Consider the following 23824-nt stretch of genomic DNA (forward strand, 5'->3'; position numbering starts at 1 on the left):
GGGTGAAATTTTTCAATAAATTTTTTTAAAAAGGGCCGATGTCGTAATGATTTTGAAGCGACGGACGACAATTCAATCTGCGCATCCCCGCCAGATCATCTTAGGAAATTTTTTTTAAATCAAATGCGACAAACGCCCTATCGTTTACCCCATATATGGATTTGCTTATTTTTATCTCTAATTCAATGTGGAATTTCGCGCCAGACAACGAATGGCATTCTTGTCAACACTGGGTCTTGTAGTTTCGACTGCAGATCCGATCGCCTGCGCGGTATCTGCATCGGACGCACTTGCGTGGATGCCGGAGGTCCGTTGCACATTTAAAGACAGTTGCTGCCATAAATGATAAACGCGGCATCTTGTGTCAATTTTATTTCGATGAAAACAAAAGCAACAATCAAAGTCAATATTCAGTAAAACAGATTCCGGCTATCGTTGTCGTTCCGCTTCAAATCGCCCGTTCCGCTCCAGCAGCGTCACGCCCCGCCCCGCTCCGCGCCCGAATCTCCCGACGCTCGCCACGCGCACGCCTTCGGCGCGATGTTGCCGATACCGTCAACGCGACCAACAAGATCATTTCATGTTTCTCACCAAATCCTGACTTGATTAACATCTTCATTGTTAAAAATTAATCTGCCAGAAAATATCTTGTAATTATAGAAGCGACCTTCTAGCATGCGTCTGCGGTTCGCGACATGTCTTATATCAAGGTTGGTGCTTGATGCATTCCTCGAAATTCACGCTTTTATTCACAATCTGGGGGATTACATGAAGAAACTGTCTCGTCTGCTGTCCATCACCGCGATTACCCTTGCGAGTCTCAGCGCTTTTGCCCAAGCCGGCGACCAGTCGGCCGCGGTCGACAAGGCGCTGCAACTGATCCAGCAGAACCCGTCCGCCTTCAGTCTGGCTACCGGCAGCGCCGCACGCACGTTGAAATTCGCGGCGCCGCTGGCGGGCGCGCCGACGGACGGCGACCAGTTCCAGGTCCGCGACGTGATCGTCGATCCCGACGGCACCGAGCACGTGCGCTTCGACCGCTTCTATGCGGGGCTGCCCGTGATCGGCGGCGACGTCGTCGTCCATTCGAGCAAGGGGCAACTGAAGCAAGCGAGCGTGACCCAGCCCGCGCCGGTCAATCTCGCCGGCAAGGTCGGCAAGGTTGGCGACCGCTTCGTGGTGCGCAACGCGCCCGACGTAGGCGCGGCCCGGGTCAAGCGCATCGCGGTCGCGCGTTTCAATTCGGACGTGCGCCGTGTTGACGAAGCGGAACTCGTCGTGTTCGCACGCGACGTCACGCCGACGCTGGCGTATGCGGTGCGCGTATACGGCAAGTCGACCGACGCGCACGGCGATGCGGTGCTGTACTACGTCGACGCGCGCACGGGCACCGTGCTCGATGCGCAGGACCTGATCAAGACCGCCGCCGCGACCGGCACCGGCCGCTCGCTGTACTACGGCACGCTGACGCTGACCACCGACCAGACCGGCACGAACGCATACCGGATGCTCGATCCGAATCGCGGCAGCGGCTCCGTGTACGACGGCCGCGGGCTGATCGCGGAGGACGTCGAGCAAGCGACCGATCTGCCGATCTTCACGAGCAGCACGAACGTGTGGGGCAACAACACGACCACCGACCGGCAGACCGTCGCCGCCGACATAGATTATGGTCTCGCATTAACTTGGGACTACTACAAGACGACGCACAACCGCAACGGCATCTTCAACGATGGGCGCGGCGTGAAGAGCTTCGCGCACGTGGTGTTCGACACCGGCAGCGGTACGACCGGCGCGAACGCGGCATGGATGCCGTCGCACATCATGGTGTACGGCGACGGCCAGCCGGGCACGAGCCTGCCGAAGCCCGTCGTGTCGGTCGACGTGGCCGGTCACGAGATGAGCCACGGCGTGACCGAGGCCACCGCCAACCTGAACTATTCGGGCGACGCGGGCGGCCTGAACGAGTCGACGTCGGACATCTTCGGCACGCTCGTGAAGTTCTACGCGAACAACCCGAACGATCCCGGCAACTACGTGATCGGTGCGCGCGTCGTGAGCGGCGGCCTGCGCAAGATGTACAAGCAGGATCTCGATGGCCGATCGTTCAGCTGCTATCCGTCCGGCGGCTTCTCGTGGTCGAATCCGCGCCACGATCCGCACTTCACGTCGGGCGTCGGTAACCGCCTGTTCTACCTCCTGTCGGAAGGCCCGGTGGTGCCATCGACCGATACCGGTCTGTCGAGGACGCAACTGGTCTGCAACGGCGACACGACCTTCAGCGGCCTGGGCCGCGAGAAGGCCGGCAAGATCTGGTACCGGACGCTGACCGTGTACCTGAACGCCAACTCGAGCTACCCGAACGCGCGGCGTGCGTCGATCCAGGCGGCGAACGACCTGTATGGCGCGAACTCGGCCGAGAGCGCAACGGTGGCACGCGCGTGGAGTGCGGTCGGGGTGAATTGATGGTGCTTGCGTGGGGGTAAGAAGGCCAGGTGTCGATCGGCCGCCTGCGGTTGCAGGCGGCTGATCGGCGGGCAAATCATCCGGCTTCGCCAGCCGGTGGTACCGCGCGCAACGCCTGACCCTCCTGCTTCAAACCCTGACAGTCCGCCCCGGCAGCGGGGCGGCAACCGTCACTCGACGTTGTCCGTCACGTCCGTCATCCGGATCATGTGCGGGCGCACCGCGTCTTCGTCCGGCGCGTTGTCCGTCGGCTCCGGATGAATCAGCGCTTCGAGCCGCGCCTTCGTCGCGATGAATTCCGGTGTGTTGAACTGCGCATAACCGCGCGGACGCGGCACCGGCACCTCGATCAGCTCCTGCACCGCGCCCGGATTGGCCTTCAGCACGAGAATCCGGTCCGCGAGCAGGATCGCCTCGTCGAGATCGTGCGTGATGAACAGAACCGTGACGTCGATGTTGCGCCAGATGTCGAGCAGGTGCGCCTGCATCTTCGCGCGGGTCTGTGCATCGAGCGCGCCGAACGGTTCGTCCATCAGCAGGATGCGCGGCCGGTTCGCAAGCGCGCGCGCGATCGCGACGCGCTGCTTCATCCCGCCCGACAGCTGGTGCGGATACACGTCCGCGAAGCGCGTGAGCCCGACGAGGTCGAGCCACTGCAGCGCTTCACGCTCCGCCTCGCCGCTGCTGCTGCCGTTGCGCTTCAGGCCGAACATCACGTTCTTCTTCACGGTCAGCCACGGAAACAGCGTGTAGCCCTGGAACACCATCCCGCGATCGGCACCGGGGCCCTGCACGGGTTTGCCGTCGAGCAGCACGTCGCCGCTCGTCTGCGACTCGAGCCCGGCCAGGATGCGGATCAGCGTCGACTTGCCGCAACCGGACGGCCCGATCACGCAGACGAACTCGCGCCGGTGGACGCGGAAACTGATGTCGTCGAGCGCGGCCACGTCGCCCTGCGGCGACCGGAAGCGCTTGCCGAGATGGCGCACATCGAGGATCACGTCGCGCGCCTTCAGGCGCGCGAACCGCTCGCGCACGGCGTCGGACTGAAGGAGGTAGTCGGGCAGGCTGTGCGGATTCTGCATGATCGTCTCTTCCGAAAGGATGCGGTAGGTCATCGTCTTCAGCCGTCACGCCTTGAGCGTGCGGTCCCATGGAAACAGCCGGCGGCCGAGCAGCGCGAGCACGATGTCGGTCCCGAGGCCGATGATCCCGATCATCAGGATCGCGGCGTACACGTTGTCGAAATGCTGGTAGCGCGCCTGCTGGCTGATGTACCACGTGATGCCCGAACTGGTGCCGACCAGCTCGGCGACGATCAGGTAGGTCCACGCCCAACCGAGCAGGATCCGCTGGTCGCGGTACAGGTCGGGCAGGATGCCCGGCACGACGACGTGCGCGATCAGCCCCGGCTTCTTCGTGCCGAGCGTCAACGCCGCCTCGAACAGCCCGTACTCGAGCTTGCGCGTGGTGTTCGCGACGATCAGCACCTGCTGGAAGAACGTCCCGATCACGATGATCGCGATCTTCGGCGCGTCGTAGATGCCGACGATCGCCACCATCAACGCGCCGAACGCCGGCGCGGGCAGATAGCGGAAGAACTCGAAGAACGGCTCCTGCAGCCGCGCGAGCGCGCTGAAGGTGCCGCATACGATGCCGATCGGCACGCCGATCGCCGACGAAATCACGAAGCCCCAGAAGATGATGCGAATGCTGTGCCACAGGCTTTCGTGCAGCCATACGCCCTCGCGCGACGCCGGCGGCGTCGTGAACGCCGTGTAGAACGCGCGCAGCACCTGATGCGGCGCGGGCAGATACACGGGGTTCGCGCGCTCGCCTTCGGGCACGGCCGCATGCGTCGCGCGCGCATGCGCGAGCTCGTCGTCGAACACGTCGCGGTCGACCTGCATGCCGGGCTGGAAGTAATCGACGCTGCCGGGGGTCGTGATGCGCACCTGCGGATGCCAGACGAACGGCACATAGCTGAGCACGCACCAGACGGCGAGCGGCAGCAGAAAGGACGCAATGCCGAGCGTCCACTTGCCGCGGGTCGACAACTCGCGGCGCACCGCGAGCCAGTCGGTCGTATTGCGGGTCACTGACATGGTGAATCTCCGTATCGTGTTGCTTGCCGGTCGCGGGCGACCGGACGTTCAGTGCGGCGCACCGTTCGCGCGGTAGGCGCGCCAGCCGCCGAAGCGCGTGATGTCCGCGGCCCCGTCGAGCGCGGCGGGTTCGCATAAGAAGCCCTGCACCTGCGCGCCGCCCGCGAGCGTCAGCGTGCCGATGCCGAGCGGCGCGGCGATGCCGGCGACGAAGCTGCCGTAGGCAGCGACCGGCATCTCCCAGATCTCGACCGCAATTGCCGCACCGTCTTCCGGCACGCGCACGAGGCCCGGCTTCGCGACGCCGCCCGATACGGCCGCGCTCAACGCGTAGAGGCGGTAGGCCGGCGCGGTGGTCGTCGCGGCGACGAAGCGCGCGCCGCGCTGTGTGAGTTGCCCGTTCAGCGGCTCGCCGCGGAGATGCGCACCGACGACGGCCATGCGCACGACGCCCGTCGAAACGGCAAGCGGCTGCGCGGCCGTGACGCCGCCCTCGCCCGCCGGCGCAGCGACCCACGCGTCGGCCAGATCGAGCAGCATCGCGTCGTCGTGCGCGCGGCCGACGAACGTGATGCCGAACGGCAAACCCGCGTGGTGCCCGGTTTCGCAGACGCCCGCCGGTACCGCGATCGCGGACAGGTCGAGCAGGTTGACGAAGTTCGTGTAGTAGCCGAAGCGCGCGTTGACGCCGATCGGATCGGCTTCGAGTTCGTCGACGGTCGCGGTCGTTGCCGACGTCGGCATCGCGATCGCGTCGATGCCGTCCCAGGCGCGGGCGGCGTCGACGCGCAGCGCGGCGAGCCGGTCGAACGCCGCGAACGCATCGGCGGCACTGAAGCGCGCCGCGCCGCCGACGATCTCGCGAATCACCGGATGCAGCGCGTCGGGCTGTTCCGCGAAGAACGCGCCGATCGCGGCGCGTCGCTCGGCGACCCAGGGCCCTTCGTACAACAGCCGCGCGGTTGCGAGGAACGCGCTGAAATCGATCTCGACGACCTGCGCGCCGGTCGTACGCAGGCGTTCGACGGCCGACTGCCACGCGGCCCGATACGACGCATCGCCGAAGAACTCGAGCTGATCGGCGCGCGGCACGCCGAAGCGCATGCTGGCAAGCGGTCGAGCGTGCCGTGCATGACAACCGCCCGCGTCGAGCAGCGGTTGCCACGCGCGTCCGTACGGATCGCCGTCCGTCACGCCGTGCGCAACGGCGAACACCGCGCGCGCGTCGCCCGGCGAATGCGCGAACAGCGACACGCAGTCGAGCGACCGGCACGCCGGCACGACGCCGAGCGTACTCAGCACACCCTTGGTCGGCTTGAGCCCGACGAGCCCGTGGAACGCGGCCGGCACGCGGCCCGATCCGGCCGTGTCGGTGCCGAGCGCGAACGCGGCGACGCCGAGCGCGACGGCCACGGCCGATCCCGAACTCGATCCGCCCGACGCATAACGCGGATCGAGCGCATTGCGGCACGCGCCGTACGGCGAGCGCTGCCCGGACAATCCCGTCGCGAACTGGTCGAGATTGGTCTTGCCGATCGGGATCGCACCGGCGGCGATCAAGCGCTCGACGACCGGCGCGCTGCGCGACGGCACATACGCGTAGGCGGGGCACGCGGCCGTCGTCGGAATGCCGGCCAGGTCGATGTTGTCCTTGATCGCGAACGGCACGCCATACAGCGGCAGCGTTGCGATGTCGCGTCCGGCCAGCGCATCCGCGTAGCGTGACATTTCGTTGTGCGTCAGCGGCCGGATCCACGCATGATGCGGATCGCCCGCGTCGAAGTGCGCGGCGATCGCATCGACGAGCGCATGCGGCGTCAGGCTGCCGGCCTCGTACCGTGCGCGCAGCGCGGCGATCGAGCGCAGGTCGGGAACCGAATGACGATCGAAGGGCTTCATGCGACCTCCTCGGCCGCGCCGGCCTGCATCACCATCAGCCGCTGCCCGGCGACTACCGCCGCGCCGGGCACGCAATCGACCGCCTCGATCACGCCATCTTCCGTTGCCACCACCGGCACCTCCATCTTCATCGATTCGAGAATCGCGACGACCTGCCCCTCGGTCACCCGTGCGCCGGTGTCGACCAGTACCTTCCAGACGCTGCCCGACACGTCGGCGGCGATGCCGCGCTGCGCGCCGGTGAGCGTGTCGCCAGCCGGCAACGCACCGGCATCGCCCTGCCCGGCTTCGCCCACATACTCGGCGTGGCCGGCGGCCCGCCAGCGCTCGCGCTCGTCGTCGAACGCGGCCTGCTGCGTCGCCTTGAACGCGGCAATCGAGTCGGCTTCGTCGCACAGGAAGCGGTTGTACGCGCCGAGATCGAACACGGATTCCTCGATCTTCAGTTCGGCACGGCCCGCGATGAAATCCGCGCGCAGCCCGGCCAGCTCGGCCTCGTTGACCTCGTAGAAGCGGATTTCGTCGAAGAACCGCAGCAGCCACGGCTTGCCGGGCTCGAACGCGCGCGTCGTGTGGTGACGGTTCCACATCTGCACCGTGCGGCCGACGAACTGATAGCCGCCGGGCCCTTCCATCCCGTACACGCACAGGTACGCGCCGCCGATGCCGACCGCGTTCTCCGGCGTCCACGTGCGCGCCGGGTTGTACTTGGTCGTGACCAGCCGGTGCCGCGGATCGAGCGGCGTCGCGACGGGCGCGCCGAGATAGACGTCGCCGAGCCCCATGACCAGATAGCGCGCGTCGAACACGATGCGCTTCACGTCGTCGATGCCGTCCAGCCCGTTGATCCGGCGGATGAACTCGATATTGCTCGGGCACCATGGCGCGTCCGGCCGCACCGACTGCATGTAGCGCTCGATCGCGATACGTGTCGACGGGTCGTCCCACGACAGCGGCAGGTGCACGATCCGGTTCGGCACGCGCATGTCGGCAACGTCCGGCAGTTCGCGCTCGGCCACCTGCAGATGTGCGAGCAGCACATCGAGCGGTAGCGCGTGCGCATCGAAATGCACCTGCAGCGAACGGATGCCGGGCGTGAGGTCGAGCATGCCGGGCAGCCGGTGCGCGTCGAGCCAGCACATCAGCGCGTGCACCCGAAAGCGCAGGTTCAGGTCGAGCACGAGCGGACCATACTCGATCAGCACGTTGCGATCGCCCGAGCGCCGGTAGACGACGCCAATGCCGTTGCCGGCCGCCGGATCGCGGTACAGCACGCAGTCGTTCGCGTCGTTGGTCGCAGCGCCGGACGCGGGCAGCAGCGCGGGCGCCGCCAGCGTCGGCGCGTGCGCGGGCATGGCAGTTACGCGCGCGAACTGCACGGTGTCACCCGGCCGCAACTGCCCGAGCTTCCACAGTTCGTCGCGCACGACCGTCACCGGGCACACGAAGCCGCCGAGGCTCGGCCCGTCGGGCCCGAGGATCACCGGCATGTCCCCGGTGAAATCGACGGCGCCGATCGCATACGCGTTGTCGTGGATATTCGACGGATGCAGGCCCGCTTCGCCGCCGTCCGCGCGCGCCCATCGGGGCTTCGGACCGATCAGCCGCACGCCCGTGCGGCTCGAGTTGTAATGGACCGTCCAGCGCGTGTCGTACAGCATCGCGATGTCGTCCGCCGTGAAGAAATCGGGCGCGCCGTGCGGGCCGTCGAGCACGCCGAGCGTCCATGCGTGCGTGAGCACCGGCCGCTCGGCGTGGGCGAGCGTCGCGCCGGCTTCGCCGCGTCCCGCATCCGCATGTAGGTGCAACACGTCGCCCTTGCGCAGCGCACGGCCCGCGTGGCCGCCGAACTGACCGAGCGTGAAGGTCGCCTTGCTGCCCAGATAGTCGGGCACCTGCAGCCCGCCCTTCACCGCGAGGCATGCGCGCACGCCGGCGCCCGTCACGCCGCCCAGCTTCAGCACCGCACCGGACTCCGCACGCAGCACTTGCCAGAACGGTGCGGGCACGCCGTCGAGCGTCGCGGCGAGCGGCGCGCCGCCGAGCACGAACAGCGTGTCGGTATTGAAGCGCAGTGTCGCGCCGACCATCGTGAACTCGAGGCCGGCCGCGTCGCTCGGATTGCCGAGCAGCGCATTCGTGAGATCGAACGCGCGGTCGTCCATCGGCCCGGACGGCGGCACGCCCACGGCCCAGTAGCCGACACGTCCCGGCGTTTGCTGCACGGTCGTCTGCACGCCGCCGTCGAGCACGTCGATCGTATGCGGCGCGAACGCGAAACGCGACAGGAACGCGGTCGTCTGCGCGCCGCGCGCGAACGTGTCGGAACCGGCGATCGCGCGCAGATAGTCGAGATTGGTCTCGATCCCGTATAACTCGGTGGCCGCCAGCGCGTCGCGCAATGCCGCCAACGCGTCGCGGCGCGTATCGCCGCGCACGATCAGTTTCGCGAGCAGCGGATCGTAATAGGCGCTGACCTCGGTGCCCGAGTCGATCCACGTATCGACGCGCACCGTGTCCGGAAACGCAACATGCGTGAGCACGCCCGCGCTCGGCCGGAATTGCTTGTGCGGATCCTCCGCATAGAGCCGTACCTGGATGCTCGCGCCGCGCGGCGCGACGGCGAGCGCATCGAGCGGCGGCAGGTCGCCTTCGGCCTGCAGGATCATCCATTCGACGAGATCGATGCCGGTCACGGCTTCCGTCACGCAATGCTCGACCTGCAGCCGCGTATTCACCTCGAGAAAATAGCAGCGGCGCTCGCGCGCATCGAACACGAACTCGACCGTGCCGGCCGACGCATAGGCGACCGCGCGCGCGAGCCGCACCGCGCTCGCGTGCAGCGCGGCGCGCTCGGCGTCGGCGAGATCCGGCGCGGGCGTTTCCTCGATCACCTTCTGGTTGCGCCGTTGCACCGAGCAGTCGCGCTCGCCGAGCGCGATCACGCCGCCGCGCCCGTCGCCGAAAATCTGCACCTCGATATGTCGTGCGTGCTCGACGAATTTCTCCAGATAGACACCCGCATGCGCGAAGTTCGCGCTGCCGAGCCGCACGACGGAATCAAAGGCTGCCGCGAGCTGCGTGGCGTCGCGGCACAGCGACATGCCGATACCGCCACCGCCCGCCGTGCTCTTCAGCATGACCGGATAGCCGATCGCATCGGCTTCGGCGAGTGCCGTCGCGACATCGGCGAGCAGCCCGGTGCCGGGCAGCAGCGCGATATCGTGCGCACGCGCCAGTTCGCGCGCGGTGTGCTTGAGGCCGAACGCGCGCATCTGCGTACCGCGCGGCCCGATGAAGCGCAGTCCGGCGGCCTCGCATGCGTCGGCGAAATCGGCGTTCTCCGACAGAAAGCCGTAACCGGGATGCACGGCCTGCGCACCGGTCGCGCGCGCCGCAGCGAGGATCGCGGCGACGTTCAGGTAGCTGTCGGCCGCCGGCGCGGGGCCGACGCGGACGGCTTCGTCGGCAAGTATCACGTGGCAGGCATCGCGATCGGCCTCCGAGTAGATCGCGACCGACGCGATGCCGAGCCGCTTCAGCGTGCGGATGACGCGGCAAGCGATTTCGCCGCGGTTCGCGACGAGGACTTTGGAGAATCTCATTGCGGTCCCCAGATCGTCAGCCGCACCGGCGTCGGGTTGTAGCCGTTGCACGGGTTGTTGAGCTGCGGGCAGTTCGAGATCAGCACCGTGACATCCATCTCCGCGCGCATCTCGACATACTTGCCGGGCGCGGAAATACCGTCCTCGAACGTCAGCCCGCCGAGCGGCGTGACCGGCACGTTCATGAAGAAATTGACGTTGCCGACGAGGTCGCGCTTGGTCAGCCGCGCGCCGGTGCCGCATGCGCAGTGCGCGATCGCGTTGAGGAAGCTGTCGCGGCAGTTGTGCATGTGGCGCTTGTCGAGCGCGTAGCGCACCGTGTTGCTTTCGGCCGCGCAGGCGCCGCCGAGCGTGTCGTGGCGGCCGCAGGTATCGGCGACGATCGTCACCATCGGATTGCCGAGACTGGACAGCAGCACGCTGCCGGCGCTCAGGTACAGGTTGCGCTGCTCGCGGATCGTGTCCTGCGCGCTGTAGCGCTCGTCGGGTGCGTCGGTGCGATAGAACAGCGTGTCGACGGCCTGATTGCCTTCCAGATCGAGGATGCGCAGCACCTGTCCGCGCTTCACGTCGTACAGCCACGGTTCGCCCGCATTCAGCGTGGTGTCGTGGATCGCGTGCCGCGGGTCGAGGCGGCTTTCGATGATCGGCATGTCGGGTCTCCTCACGCGAACAGTCGGTCGGTATTGACGAAGCCGCGCGTGTTTTCCGCGCATGCGGTGCGGCACGGGTCGGCTTCCGGCGCTGCCGCATCGGCCGGGTATGCGCGGTACGCGATCAGCTTCACGGGTTTCGGCGCATAGGCCGGCTGCGGATCGAGCGGATGCGGCGCGGTGGAGAACGCGGCGAGCGTATTCATTTCGAAACGCAGGTCGAACGTACTGCCGGCCGGCGAATGGCCCGGGACGAAGTCGAACGAACCGTCGTCGCGCGGCGCGAGCTTGCTGAAGAAATTGACGTTCGCGACGAGGTCGCGTGCGGACAGCCCGTATTTCGCGAGTTCGAGCACGAGACTGTCGCGGCCGTTGCGGATCATCGCGTTGCGTTCGGCCTGATACGACGAAGCGCCGTACTTGCGCGCGAACAGCCGCGCGTCGCCGATGCCGCCGAGCGGATCGTGCCAGCCGAGCGTGTCGGCCGTGATCGACGCGATCACGCGGCCCATGTCCGTATACAGCGCGTGGCCGCGCGTCAGGTGCGCGGTGTGCTGCGCCTTCAGCGTATCGGCCATGTTGTAGCGTTCGAGCGGATCTTCGTGGCGATGAAACACGGCGGACAGGTTCGCGCCGCCGTCGACGTCGACGATGCGCAGCGCGAGACCGCGGCGCAGGATACCGGACCAATGGGTTCCGGCGGGAATGACCGTTTCCCACACGACGTGCGGCAACGGGGCAAGCGAGGCTTGGGGGCTTGGCGACATGGCGGCTCCTCGGATCGGTTGGACAAAAGGCGTGAGAGGGCGACCGAACGACATCGCGACCTCCCGGGCTTTTGTCCCTCCGTGGAGCCTCGCCGGATCCTCGCAACAAGGCAGGCGGCAAGACCGGATTGCTCTCGGACCAGGCATCGCGCGGCGTGTGACGCCGCGCGACCGGAACCCTAGCGATCCTGAAGATGATGCAAATTGCTTCGCACCTCTCGGACGGTGACTAAGCGAGTTGCGTGCCAGCGTGGGCATTCGGGCGAGCGAGGCCCCGTGCAGCGGTGCACGGGCGACCGAACGGCGCGCCATGCACGCGTGCCGGCCCGCCCTCGAGTTGGGCAGCGTGCGCACCACACGAACGCGGCCGGCACCAGCGCGGGGCACCGGGACGCTCGCGCACCGCGTTCGCTCGCCATGGCATGGCCATTGCTGAATACGGGCACCGTTACTCTGCCGACCGACCGCTCATGAACAAACTCGACCTGCTGCGGCGCGCGCTGACAGCGCTGTTCTCCGTCCGCTTCATCGAACTGCAGCGTGCCGCGCGGCGGCGCTGAACGACTCGTTTCCGACTCGCGGCGGCCGTCGGAAAACGCCGCTGGCATGCTTCTCGCTCGCCACGATGCCGAGAGGTGCGGCGGAGTCGCATCTTAGGGATGCTAGGGTTCCGGTTCATCGAACGTCTGGTCCGAGAGCAGCCCGGTGTCGGTGCGTACGGTCGTCGGATCGTGCGCGCATGGCGCTACACGGCGGGACAAAAGCCCGGGAGATTGGCGATGGCGACGGCCGTCGCGCCTCTCCGTGGCCGGTCGTTTGTCCCGCATCCGCAGGAACCGGTCACGCGGCCGGATCGCGCATAGGCGCGATCCGTGCCGACGATCCCGATCCCGGTCTCCTGGAGAAAACGATGACCCGCCTCGCCTCGCCGTTCCGCCGCCTGCTGTCCTCCCGGCACCTTCGTTCCATTCGCCATGCGCTTGCCGCCGTTGCCGTCACGACGTCGCTGTTCGCCGCGCCCGCCGCACATGCGGCGCCCCCGCTGAAAATCGGCTACAGCGACTGGCCCGGCTGGGTCGCGTTCCAGGTCGCGCTCGACAAGGGCTGGTTCAAGGAAGCCGGTGTCGACGTCGATTTCGAATGGTTCGATTACTCGGCGTCGCTCGATGCGTTCTCCGCGGGCAAGCTCGACGCGGTCGCGGTGACCAACGGCGATGCGCTCGTCACGGGCGCGTCCGGCGCGAAGAACGTGATGATCCTGCTCACCGACTATTCGGCCGGCAACGACATGATCATCGCGAAGCCCCCGCTGCGGACCGTCGAAGGCCTGAAAGGCAGGAAGGTCGGCGTCGAGCTCGGGCTCGTCGATCACCTGCTGCTCGAAACCGCGCTGCAGAAGCATGGCCTGAAGGACGGCGATGTCACGCTCGTCAACGCGAAGACCAACGAACTGCCGCAGGTGCTCGGCGCGTCGTCCGACATCGCGGCGATCGCGGCGTGGCAGCCCAACGCCGGCGAAGCGCTGAAACGCGCGCCGGGTGCGCGCGCGATCTTCACGTCGGCGGATGCGCCGGGGCTGATCTACGACGCGATCACGGTGACGCCGACCAGCCTCGCCGCGCGCCGGGCCGACTGGGCCAAGGTCGTCAAGGTCTGGTATCGCTGCGTCGCATACATCAACGATCCGAAGACGCAGGCCGACGCGGTGAAGATCATGTCCGCCCGCGTGGGCCTCACGCCGGCGCAATATCTGCCGCTGCTGAAGGGCACGCACCTGCTCGATGCCGCGGCCGCGAAGCAGGCGTTCCGCAAGGGTGACGGCCTCGATTCGATCTACGGATCGACGCGCAACGCGAATGCCTTCAACGTGCGCAACGCGGTCTACAAGCAGTCGCAGGAAATCGACGCGTATATCGATCCGCGCTTGGTGACGTCGCCCTGAGGGTGGCCGGGCCGTCGAGTGCGGCCGGCATGTGCAATGCGTCGAGTGGTATCACGTCGGCGCCGGCGCACGGCGCGTGCGCCGGCAGCGGAGCCGACGCGCCATTCAACCTCGCATCACCGCCCATAAAAAACCACCGGCTCCGGTTCCACCCCCCGCTGCATCGCCTCGACGCGCGCCGTGCGTCCGCGTCGCGCATCTTCGGTGTTGTGCAGCGGCATCCCGAGATCGAGCACCACCTGGTCGGCGCCCGGCACACCACCCGCCGACCACGCTTTCAGCAGCGCGCGGATGGCCGCATACGAGCGCGTCGGACCATTCGCCAGCCGGATCGCCAGATCCTGCGCAGCGCTTTCCACATCGGCTTCCGGGACCACGAACGCGGCGATCCCCAGTTCGCCCGCCGTCGTACCCGACATCACCTCGCTCAACATGACGTAGCGTGCCGCCCGCGCCGGCCCCGCGCGTTCCGCAATCCGTTGAACGGCGCCGCAGACGGGAATGGTGCCGACCGACGGCTCGATGCAGCGGAACGACGCGTTATCCGCCGCCACGACCAGGTCGCATGCGAGCGCCAGTTCGAACGCGCCGCCCCAGGCCCGGCCGCGCACCGCACACACGGTCGGAATCTGCAGTGCTTCGATCTTGCGATACGCGTGATGCATGTCGCTGATGAAGGTGCGCCACGCGTTGAATTCCTTGTCGATGAAATCGAGGATATCGCCGCCCTGGCTGAAGTTCGGGCCTTCCGCACGAACCAGCAGCGCGCGGATGTTCGCTTCGCTGGCCTCGTGGATCGCGTCGCTCAGGTGTTCGGAAAACGCGGTGGCAATCAGGTTGAGCGGCGGGTTGCCGAGCACGATGTGGCCAACGGAATCGTGACGCTCGAAACGGACGGATTTCATGTTTGTCTCCTTGATCAGGCAGTTTTGCTTGGATTCAGATCGAGTTCCCGGATCATGCTTTCGCGCATCGCGAACTTCTGCGCCTTGCCGGTCACCGTCATCGGCATGTCTTCGACGAAGCGGATATAACGCGGGATCTTGAAGTGCGCGATCTGGTCACGGCAGAAGTCGCGGATCTCGTCCTCGGACGCATCCTCGCCTGGCTTGAGCACGATCCACGCGCAGATCTCCTCGCCGTACTTTTGATCGGGCACCCCGAATACCTGCACGCTCTGCACCTTGGGATGGCGGAACAGGAACTCCTCGATCTCGCGCGGGTAGACGTTCTCGCCGCCGCGAATGAGCATGTCCTTCACGCGTCCGACGATATTGCAGTAGCCGTCGGCATCGATCGTCGCGAGGTCGCCGGTGAACATCCAGCCGTCGCGAATCGAATCCTGCGTGCGCGCGTCGTCGTCCCAGTAGCCGAGCATGACCGAGTAGCCGCGGGTGCACAGTTCGCCCGTCTGCCCGATCGGCACGACGTTCCCGTCCGCATCGACCACCTTGCACTCGAGATGCGGCTGGATGCGGCCGACTGTCGACACCCGCTTGTCGAGCGGATCGTCCGTCGCGCTCTGGAACGACACCGGGCTGGTTTCCGTCATGCCGTAGGCAATCGTGACTTCCGTCATGTGCATGTTCGCGACCACCCGCTTCATCACCTCGATCGGGCACGGCGCGCCGGCCATGATGCCGGTGCGCAGGCTGGAGAAATCGTGGCGCGCGAAATCAGGGTGGTCGAGCTGCGCGATGAACATCGTCGGGACGCCGTGCAGCGCGGTGCAACGCTCGTCGCTCACGGCCGCCATGGTGGTCGACGCATCGAACGCCTCGCCCGGAAACACCATGCACGCGCCGCTGGCCGTACACGCGAGGACCGACATCACCATGCCGAAGCAGTGATACAGCGGTACGGGCACGCACAGCCGGTCCGTTTCCCGCAGATTCATGGCCGCCGCCACGAACCGTGCATTGTTGATGATGTTCCGATGAGTCAGCGTGGCGCCCTTGGGCGCGCCGGTGGTGCCGCTGGTGAACTGGATGTTGATCGGGTCGTTGGCATCGAGCGCCGCGGCAATCGCATCCAGCTCGTCTATCGGCACGCCTGCGCCGCGCTCAAGCACCTGCCGATACGTCAGCATGCCCGGCGTGCGCACCTCTTCCATGCGAATCACCCATCGCAGCGTGGGCAGCCTTGCCGCACGCAATTCGCCGGGCGCGCAGTGCTGCAGCTCGGGGGCCAGGGTCTGCAGCATGTCCAGGTAGCGGGATGTCTTGAACGACTCGGGCGCGACGATGGCCTTGCAGCCCACCTTGTTCAGCGCGTATTCAAGCTCCGCGAGCCGATACGCCGGATTGACGTTGACCAGGATCAGGCCGAGCCGGGCAGTCGCGAACTGCGTCGCGGTCCATTCGAACCGGTTGGGTGACCAGATGCCGATCCGGTCACCCCGGCGCAGGCCCATCGCATGCAGGCCGGCGGCCATCGCATCGACTTCTTCGGCGAACGCCTGCCAGTTCCAGCGCACGCCTTGCGCGCGGAATACGACAGCCGGACGTTCGCCGTGAAGCTTCACGGTCTCGGCCAGCAGCGCCGGCACCGTCAGTTCGCTCAACGCGAAGCCGGTGGCGCCTTTGACGTAGGACAGTCCACTGACCGGCAGCGTCGCAACGTCGTCGGCCCCGGATGTTCCAGGCTGCATCTTCATTTGTGTCTCCAGAGTTTCACCGGCGCAACGCTTGCCACGACTCGCGCGTGGGCTTCGTCCGATCCGTTTCCGGGATGCATCATTGTATCTTCCTAGGAAGATGTCAATACGGGATTCTTCCCGTATCGTGGTGAGAGGTTGTTTCCGCATGAATGGTCCTTCAATCGCGGAGAAATCTACAATTTCAACCCGGGATATCGAGTGGAACGATGCACGCGTACGCTCTCGAAAGACGAGATAACGTCATCCATGGAAGCGTATAAAACCGTCTTCGCCGTGATGCGAGCCCGCACGAACGACGCGCGCACCGTTTCTTCAGAACATATGGCGAATGCCGACCATCACCCCGGTCTGGTCCACGCCCGGCGCCGGCCACGAAGACGTGCCCGCAGTACCGCCGTCGATCGTGAGCACGGAGTCGCGCTGATTGAAGATGCGCCCTGCCGTCACGTAGACGGAGCTGCGCTTCGACAGCAGATACATCGCGCGCGCCGCGATCACGGAGGCGCCGGCGTCGTATCCGTTCACGGTGAGATGGCCGAACTGCGCGTCGAGGACGATGCTCGGAACCGGCAGATAGGTCGCCCCGAGCCACCAGTAATTGCTGCTCGCATCGAACACGCCCGGTGCCATCTCCCCGTGGTTGATGCGATGCAGGAAACCGCCGCCGATCGTCGCCGTGCCGAACTTCACGTAGCCGTCGATGACGGCCCGGGTGTCGGTCTGCGAGCTGTACGGCAGCGGCGAGTCGGGCCCGCCGCCGCCATAGTTGCGATCGAACGCGGTCGCGATGCCCCAGCTGTCCGCCTCGTATTTCAGCATCGCGGAGATCGACTTGCACGCGCGATAGTCGGTCGGCGACTGGCCCGCGCATCCGCCGGCGGCCGCGGGCGCGACCGCGTCCCGCCCGAGCGAATAGCTGACGCCGAAGGTAAGGCCCGACGACGTAATGCTGTAGACGATCGTGTTGTCGAGGCGCGCCTGGGACAGATAGGTGTCGAGCAGCCCTGCCGCATAGATGTTCGGCCCCATCGTATCGCCCGGTATCGCCCAATAGATCTGCGAATACTGACGGCCGACCGACAGCGTGCCCCACCGCCCCGACAGCCCGACGTACGCCTGCCGGCCGAACAGGCGGCCGCTCTGGTTCAGCGTCCCCTGCCCCGGCGAAAAACCCGACTCCAGCACGAAGACCGCGCTCAGGCCGCCGCCCAGATCCTCCTTGCCGCGAAGGCCCCACCGCGACGGCAACGACCCGGTGAGTTGCGGCACCTTCACCACGCTCTTCTTCTGGGGCCCGACGTTCGTCACGTATTCGACGCCGGTATCGATGATCCCGTACAGCGTCACGCTCGATTGCGCGTGCGCCACTCCGGACGCGCACATCGCGAGCGTCGACAGTCCGAGCCAGACCGCGTTGCGCCGCGTTAACCCTTCTCCAAACCCATTTGTCCGCAGACTCATTTTTGCTGCCTCCATGTAATCCATGTCTTCCACGGAAGATAGTAATCACACATCTTCCATGTCAACCGACAGCCGGGTCGTGAGTTACCCTATGCTTGCTCGGAGTGGCGCGTTTACAGGGGATTTGCGGGAAATTGAAGCGCCTCATAGTTTTCCCTACCTCGACATTTGGTTCATCGTTATCTATCTTCCACGGAAGACGAATAAGATTCGTCTGATCCGATTCATGTGGCGAGACAGGAAAATGAAAGAGTCAGAAGATCATCAGGCGGCCGCTCATCCCCGGAGCATGCCGTCGCCGGCCGACACCGCCGGCTTCGTCTGGAGCGACGACTACGCGCTCGGTCACGGGTCGATGGACGACACGCACCACGAATTCGTCGCATGCGTGAATGCGCTGCTCACGACACCAGACGACGACCTCGAACGTGCGCTCGATGCGTTTGCCGCGCATGCGCACGACCACTTCGGCGACGAGGATGCCTCGATGCGCGACACGGCCTATGGCTCCGCGGGCTGCCATATCGACGAGCACGCGGCCGTGCTGCGGTCGATCGACGAGGTTCGCGCCGCGCTGGCCGAAGGCCGGCCGCAGGTCGTCCGGGCATTCGCCCGCGCGTTGGCCGGATGGTTTCCCGAACATGTGCGCGTGATGGACCAGGGGCTCGCGCGCTGGCTCGTTCAGCAACAACTGGGCGCGGCCCCGGTCGTCATCCGGCGCCGTGTTGCGGTCGCGGCGTGACGCACGCCCCTCTTTTTCATTCGAATGCTCATCATGGAACAGACCCCTCTCTCACCGAACGCGCTGCTGCGAGTCGGCGTATCCGCGAAGACGTGGCTGGCCGACGACATCGTCGGCTTTGAGTTCGCGTCGCTGTCGGACGATCGGTTGCCCGACTTCGAAGCGGGTGCGCATATCGACGTGCACCTGCCTAGCGGACTCGTGCGTCAGTACTCGCTGTACGACCTGCCGGGCGAGCCGTCGCGCTATCGCATCGGCGTGCTGCGCGATCCGCAATCGCGCGGCGGATCCGCGAGCCTGCACGACGACGTCCGCGCAGGAGACACGCTGTCGATCAGCGCGCCGCGCAATCACTTCGCGCTGCACCGCGGCCCCGAGCAGTCGCTGCTGTTTGCGGGCGGCATCGGCATCACGCCGATCCTCAGCATGGCGCAGCAGCTGGCGCGCGAGCACCGGCCGTTCGCGATGCACTACTGCGGCCGCTCGCTGGCGCGGATGGCATTCGTCGAGCGCGTGCAGCAGATGGCGTCCGTCGACGATCCGCGCGCACGGGTGCAGGTTCACGTCGACGACGGCCCGGCCGAGCAGCACCTCGATGCGCGTGCCGCGATCGGCTCGCCGTCGACCGACAAGCATTTGTATGTCTGCGGGCCGACAGGCTTCATGGATCACATCCTGCAGACCGCGCGCACGCTCGGCTGGGACGACGCGCATCTGCACCGCGAATATTTCGCGGCGGCGCCGGTCGAGCCGTCGGACGAAGACGGTCCGTTCGAAATCGAAATTCACAGCAGCGGCGAAGTGATCCAGGTGCGGGCCGACCAAAGCGTCGCGCATGCGTTGCTGGATGCCGGATTCAACCTGCCGCTGTCGTGCGAACAAGGCGTTTGCGGCACCTGCATGACGAAGGTGCTGGCCGGCGAGCCCGACCATCGGGATCTCTATCTCACCGACGACGAGAAAGCACGCAACGACAGCTTCATGCCGTGCTGCTCGCGTGCGAAGACTGCACGGCTGGTACTCGATCTCTGAGGCCGCCGCCCGCGACCCGCTGAACACTGCAACGAGGGAATCCACATGTTGACCAAGCAGGACAATGAATTGATGTGCCGCACCGGCCCGGGCACCGCGATGGGCAATGCGATGCGCCGCTTCTGGCTGCCGGTGATCCAGTCATCCGATCTGCCGCAGCCCGACGGCGACCCGAAAACGATCGAGCTGCTCGGGCAGCGGTTCGTGGTCTGGCGCGACCGGGACGGCCGGCCCGGCCTCTACGACGAAGGCTGCCTGCACCGCGGCGCGTCGATGCAGCTCGCCCGCGCGGACGGCGACGGCCTGCGCTGCATCTATCACGGCTGGAAATTCGCGGTGGACGGAACGGTGCTCGAAACGCCGAACGTTCCCGATCCGAAATTCAAGGATCGCATCAGGGGCCGCACGTACCCGGTGCGCGAAGCGGGCGGCCTGATGTGGGCATATCTCGGCCCGGCGGGCAACGCGCCGCCGTTCCCGCACCGGGCATTCATGGATCAGCCGGACGCGCATCGCATCAACGTGTGCGCGATCGTCAACTGCAACTTCGTGCAGGTGATCGAAGGGCTCGTCGACTCGTCGCACCTGACCGTGCTGCACAGCTCCGCGCTGGCCCAGACCAACGACTCCGATCTGGACTATGCGGGGAAGATCACGCACATGCAGTTCGACGCGGCCCCTGCGATCGAAGCGGACGAGACGGATTTCGGCTTTCACTACGTCGCGATCCGCCAGGCCGGCGACAACCGCATCGCCCGCGTCACGTCGTTCATCACGCCGGGCTTCATCGCCAACGCGAACGGCGACGTGTGGCTCGCCGCGGTGCCGATCAACGACGAGCGCTGCTACTTCTTCCACGTGTGGTGGGATGCCGACAAGCCCGTCGGCGAAGAGCCGCTGCGCAGCGCGCAGCTCAAGTTCGTGGGCCTCGACGAGTCGACGCTGCGCAAATACGGAATGACGCTCGACACCTGCGACTCGCCGGCGGCGATGTCGTTCGTCAACGGCTATCGCCAGGATCGCCATGCGCAGCGCGACGGCCACTTCACCGGATTCGACAGCATCACGCAGGAAGACGCCGCATGCAGCATCTCGAGCGGCGCGATCCGCGACCGGTCGCAGGAAATGCTGTCGAGCGCGGATCTCGCGATCAGCCGCCTGCATCGCACGCTGCTCGCGTGTGCGCGCGCGGAGCGCGATCAGCAGGACATTCCGGCGCTGCGCGCGGAATCGGGCCGTGCGATCGGCGTGTCCGGCGAAATCGGCCCGGGCGAGGACTGGCGACAGCTGGTTCCGCACCACCGGATCGTGTCGTCTTCCGGCGCCCGCACGCAACGCAACGCATAACCCAGTCTGAAACAGGAGTTCGACATGTTGAGTCACGAAGATAACGAAATGCTGTGCCGCGTCGGTCCGGGCACGCCCGGCGGCGCATTGATGCGACGTTACTGGCACCCGGTCTGCACGTCCGCGCAATTGCCGAATCCGGACTGCGCACCGCTGCGCGTGCGCCTGCTCGGCGAGCAGTACGTCGCGTTCCGCGACTCGAACGGCCAGGTCGGCCTGCTCGAGGAGCTGTGCATGCACCGCGGCGCGTCGCTTGCGCTCGGCCGTGTCGAGGAAGGCGGCATTCGCTGCCTGTATCACGGCTGGAAGTTCAGCGTGTCCGGCGCCGTGCTGGAAACGCCGAACCACGCGGACCCGAAATATGCGGCTCGGATGAAGGCGCCCGCGTTTCCGGTGCGCGAGGCCGGCGGCATCGTGTGGGCCTATGTCGGCCCGAAGGAACTGGAGCCCGCGTTTTCGCGCTACGCGTTCATGGATGCGGCGCCGAACCATCGCGTCGTGCTGCGCATCAACGTCGCGTGCAACTACCTGCAGCTGGTCGAGGGCGGCGAGGACAGCTCGCACGTCGGCGTGCTGCACACCAACATGGCGCGGCCCGGCTGGAAGGACGACGCGTTCACGCGCAATCCGGATGTCGTGAATCCGGCCGCGCTCGCGTCGAACGATCTCGAACCGTCGCTGAAGATCGAGGACACCGCGTTCGGCTTTCACTACGTCGCGCTGCGCAAGACCGACGAGCCGGGCGTGCGCAACGCGCGCGTCGTGCCGTTCATCGTGCCGTACGGCCGCATCATTCCGGCGCCGGCGTTCTTGTTCACCGTGCTCGAAGTGCCGGAAGACGACACGCACACGAGCACCTACATCGTCGTGCATGGCGATTCGCCGGTCACGGAAGACAAGATCATCGAGCTGCTGGGCCTGGACGATCCGAAGTATTACGATCGCCAGAACTGCACGTTCAACGCGAACTGGGCCGATTCGTTCGGCCAGAGCCGCGAGCGGATGAAGGAAAACTGGACCGGTCTGCGCGGCGTCGAAGTCGAGGACGCGACGATCGGGCTGTCCCAGGGGCCGCTCTACGACCGTTCGCGCGAGCATCTGGTGCCCGCGGACCAGGCCGTCGTGCGGGTGCGCCGTGCGCTGCTGGCAGCAGTCAAGCGCGTGATGAACAACGAGCCGCCGCCGGCGCTCGGGCTCGATCTGCGCGGCGTCAGCGCGTGCGACCGGCCACTCGCGGACGATGCGGCGTGGCAGGAACTGCTGCCGACGCATCGCGACACCATCGAAGCGTGAGGAGAACCTTGATGACGAACGATCAAACCCGCAGCGATACGCCGGACTACCTGTCCCTGCTGCGACTCGACGGGCGCGGTTTCGTGGTGCTCGGCGCCGGCCAGGGCATCGGCGAGCAGACGGTTCATGCGCTCGCGCAGGCCGGTGCACGCGTACTCTGCGTCGATCGCGACGAAACACTCGCGCGCCGCATTGCCCAAGCTGTCGACGGCGTGCCATGTGCGGCCGACGCCACGTCGCGCGACGACATGCAGCGCGTGTTCGACACGGCGCGCCAGCACTTCGGCCGCATCCACGGCGTCGTCGACATCATCGGCGTCGCGGGCATCAAGCCGCTGTCCGCGGTGGACGATGCGTCGTGGAATCAGCAGTTCGACATCGTCGTACGCCACGCGTACCTCGCGCTGCAGATCGGCGGCGAGCTGATGAAGGCCGACGGCGGCGGCACGTTCGCGTTCGTCGGCTCGCTCGCCGGCGATCGCGCGGTGCCGAGCGAGGTCGCGTATGCGGCGTCGAAGGCCGCGCTGCACCATCTGGTCCGCTGCGCCGGCGTCGAGTATGCGCCGTACAACGTGCGCATCAACGCGGTGTCTCCAGGGTTCGTGCGTACGCCGCGCCTGAACCAGCGGCTGGACGAAGCGACCTGGACGCGGGTCGGCGAAGCGATCCCGATCGGGCGCGCGGCCACGCCCGCGGAAATCGCCGGCCACCTGCTGTTCCTCGCGTCCGACCTGAGTGCCCACATGGCCGGTGAAATCGTCACCGTCGACGGCGGCCTCGGCGTGAAGGCCGCCATTCCCGCCATCACGTTTGCCCCGTCGGCAACCCCCACGCCATGAGCCAGATCACACAACCTTCGCCACGCGACCTCATTCATCCGTCGCTGCGTGCGTTTGCCGACGCGGCCGCCGCGCGGCCGAGCCTCGCTCAGATGAGCGCCGACGACGCGCGCGCCGGCATCGCCGCGCGCACCGCGACGCGGGCGCCCGGCCCGCGCGTCGACAAGGTAATCGACCTCGCGATTCCCGGCCCGTACGGCGGCATCCCGGTGCGCATCTACCATCCCGATGGCGCCGCCGGCGCGACGATGGCCTTTCACGGCGGCGGCTGGCGGATGGGCAATCTCGACAGTTTCGACGCCGTGTGCCGGCACCTGGCCAACGATTCCGGGCTGGCCGTGATCAGCGTCGACTATCGGCTGGCACCCGAACATCCGTTCCCGGCGGCGCTGGAAGACGTGTGGGCGGCGACCTGCTGGGTAACCGAGCACGGGCATGAGCACGGGTTGCCGACCGGGCGGCTGACCGTGTTCGGCGAATCGGCCGGCGGCAATCTCGCCGCCGTCGTGTGCCTGCTTGCGCGGGAGCAGGCACACCCGCGCATCCTCGCGCAGGCGCTCGTGTATCCGGCGACCGACGCCACGCAGCACCACGCGTCGCGGTCCGTTTATGCGGAAGGTTTCGTGCAGCGCACCGCCGACGTCGCGCATGCGTTCCGCGAGTACGCGCTCGATCACGGCGTGTCGCCGTCGGTCTGGACGCTGTCGCCGTTCCATGCGGCCAGTCACGCGGACCTGCCGCCGGCCCTCGTGATCACCGCCGAGTGCGACGTGCTGTGCGACGACGGCGAAGCCTATGCGCGCAAGCTCGCCGAAGCGGGCGTGGCGACGACGTGCGTGCGTTATGCGGGGATGCTGCACACGTTCTACGGCATGCGCGGCGAGGTCGGCGCCGCCGCGCTGGCCCAGCGGCAGGTGGCCGACATGCTGCGTGCGGCCGTACACGCCGGGTAGCGAGCGACGCGAACGTGCGACCGGGAAACTTACGTACAATGGCGGTCAGCCACGCCGGTCA

17 protein-coding genes and 2 riboswitches are annotated in these 23824 nt (G+C 66.6%); of the genes, 8 read left to right on the top strand and 9 right to left on the bottom strand.

Features of this window, described 5'->3' with window-relative positions:
* The first annotated feature begins 768 nt into the window (after nt 1–768).
* Complete coding sequence (locus ACTRWB_RS16590) at nt 769–2466, top strand: M4 family metallopeptidase (protein WP_446902521.1); 1698 nt, start codon at nt 769–771, stop codon at nt 2464–2466.
* A gap of 170 nt (nt 2467–2636) precedes the next feature.
* Here the strand turns inward: ACTRWB_RS16590 and ACTRWB_RS16595 are convergent, their stop codons facing one another.
* The 6 genes from ACTRWB_RS16595 to ACTRWB_RS16620 are packed head-to-tail and all read right to left on the bottom strand — an operon-like array spanning nt 2637 to nt 11495.
* Complete coding sequence (locus ACTRWB_RS16595) at nt 2637–3551, bottom strand: ABC transporter ATP-binding protein (RefSeq protein ID WP_446902762.1); 915 nt, start codon at nt 3549–3551, stop codon at nt 2637–2639.
* A gap of 45 nt (nt 3552–3596) precedes the next feature.
* Complete coding sequence (locus tag ACTRWB_RS16600) at nt 3597–4571, bottom strand: ABC transporter permease (protein WP_446902522.1); 975 nt, start codon at nt 4569–4571, stop codon at nt 3597–3599.
* A 48-nt stretch (nt 4572–4619) separates the two neighbouring features.
* Nucleotides 4620–6470, bottom strand: coding sequence for an allophanate hydrolase (gene atzF / locus ACTRWB_RS16605; protein ID WP_446902523.1), 1851 nt, complete (start codon nt 6468–6470; stop codon nt 4620–4622).
* Nucleotides 6467–10075 (bottom strand): urea carboxylase, encoded by a 3609-nt coding sequence (gene uca, locus ACTRWB_RS16610; protein WP_446902524.1) that lies wholly within the window; start codon nt 10073–10075, stop codon nt 6467–6469. Before uca ends, atzF begins: the two co-directional genes overlap by 4 nt.
* Nucleotides 10072–10728, bottom strand: coding sequence for an urea amidolyase associated protein UAAP2 (locus ACTRWB_RS16615; protein ID WP_446902525.1), 657 nt, complete (start codon nt 10726–10728; stop codon nt 10072–10074). Before ACTRWB_RS16615 ends, uca begins: the two co-directional genes overlap by 4 nt.
* Before the next feature lie 11 nt (nt 10729–10739).
* On the bottom strand, nt 10740–11495 hold the full coding sequence (locus ACTRWB_RS16620) for an urea amidolyase associated protein UAAP1 (RefSeq protein WP_129518148.1): 756 nt from the start codon (nt 11493–11495) through the stop codon (nt 10740–10742).
* A gap of 58 nt (nt 11496–11553) precedes the next feature.
* Nucleotides 11554–11689: riboswitch (guanidine-I (ykkC/yxkD leader) on the bottom strand.
* 457 nt (nt 11690–12146) lie between these two features.
* Nucleotides 12147–12269: riboswitch (guanidine-I (ykkC/yxkD leader) on the top strand.
* A 136-nt stretch (nt 12270–12405) separates the two neighbouring features.
* Here ACTRWB_RS16620 and ACTRWB_RS16625 point away from each other — a divergent pair.
* Entirely contained in the window at nt 12406–13437 is a 1032-nt protein-coding gene (locus tag ACTRWB_RS16625; RefSeq protein ID WP_446902526.1) for an ABC transporter substrate-binding protein, read from the top strand.
* A gap of 116 nt (nt 13438–13553) precedes the next feature.
* Here ACTRWB_RS16625 and ACTRWB_RS16630 read toward each other — a convergent pair whose 3' ends face one another.
* From ACTRWB_RS16630 to ACTRWB_RS16640, 3 genes are all read right to left on the bottom strand, one after another.
* A complete protein-coding gene (locus ACTRWB_RS16630; protein ID WP_446902527.1) occupies nt 13554–14342 on the bottom strand; it encodes an enoyl-CoA hydratase/isomerase family protein in 789 nt (262 codons plus the stop codon).
* A 14-nt stretch (nt 14343–14356) separates the two neighbouring features.
* A complete protein-coding gene (locus ACTRWB_RS16635) occupies nt 14357–16093 on the bottom strand; it encodes an AMP-binding protein (protein ID WP_446902763.1) in 1737 nt (578 codons plus the stop codon).
* 315 nt (nt 16094–16408) lie between these two features.
* Complete coding sequence (locus tag ACTRWB_RS16640; RefSeq protein WP_446902528.1) at nt 16409–17557, bottom strand: porin; 1149 nt, start codon at nt 17555–17557, stop codon at nt 16409–16411.
* A gap of 58 nt (nt 17558–17615) precedes the next feature.
* Here ACTRWB_RS16640 and ACTRWB_RS16645 point away from each other — a divergent pair, with 58 nt between their 5' ends.
* The 6 genes from ACTRWB_RS16645 to ACTRWB_RS16670 are packed head-to-tail and all read left to right on the top strand — an operon-like array spanning nt 17616 to nt 23763.
* On the top strand, nt 17616–18299 hold the full coding sequence (locus tag ACTRWB_RS16645) for a bacteriohemerythrin (protein WP_446902529.1): 684 nt from the start codon (nt 17616–17618) through the stop codon (nt 18297–18299).
* Between the two features lie 33 nt (nt 18300–18332).
* Complete coding sequence (locus ACTRWB_RS16650) at nt 18333–19331, top strand: PDR/VanB family oxidoreductase (protein ID WP_446902530.1); 999 nt, start codon at nt 18333–18335, stop codon at nt 19329–19331.
* Nucleotides 19332–19376: 45 nt separating this feature from the next.
* On the top strand, nt 19377–20678 hold the full coding sequence (locus ACTRWB_RS16655) for a Rieske 2Fe-2S domain-containing protein (protein WP_446902531.1): 1302 nt from the start codon (nt 19377–19379) through the stop codon (nt 20676–20678).
* Between the two features lie 24 nt (nt 20679–20702).
* Nucleotides 20703–21971: a Rieske 2Fe-2S domain-containing protein gene (locus tag ACTRWB_RS16660; protein ID WP_446902532.1), complete on the top strand. Its 1269-nt coding sequence runs from the start codon at nt 20703–20705 to the stop codon at nt 21969–21971.
* A gap of 11 nt (nt 21972–21982) precedes the next feature.
* Nucleotides 21983–22810 carry an SDR family NAD(P)-dependent oxidoreductase gene (locus ACTRWB_RS16665; protein ID WP_446902533.1) on the top strand — a complete coding sequence of 276 codons (828 nt, stop codon included), beginning with the start codon at nt 21983–21985 and terminating at the stop codon, nt 22808–22810.
* Entirely contained in the window at nt 22807–23763 is a 957-nt protein-coding gene (locus ACTRWB_RS16670; RefSeq protein WP_446902534.1) for an alpha/beta hydrolase, read from the top strand. The genes ACTRWB_RS16665 and ACTRWB_RS16670 overlap by 4 nt, the downstream gene beginning before the upstream one ends.
* Nucleotides 23764–23824: the final 61 nt, after the last annotated feature.

Source organism: Burkholderia sp. YIM B11467, from assembly GCF_052952715.1.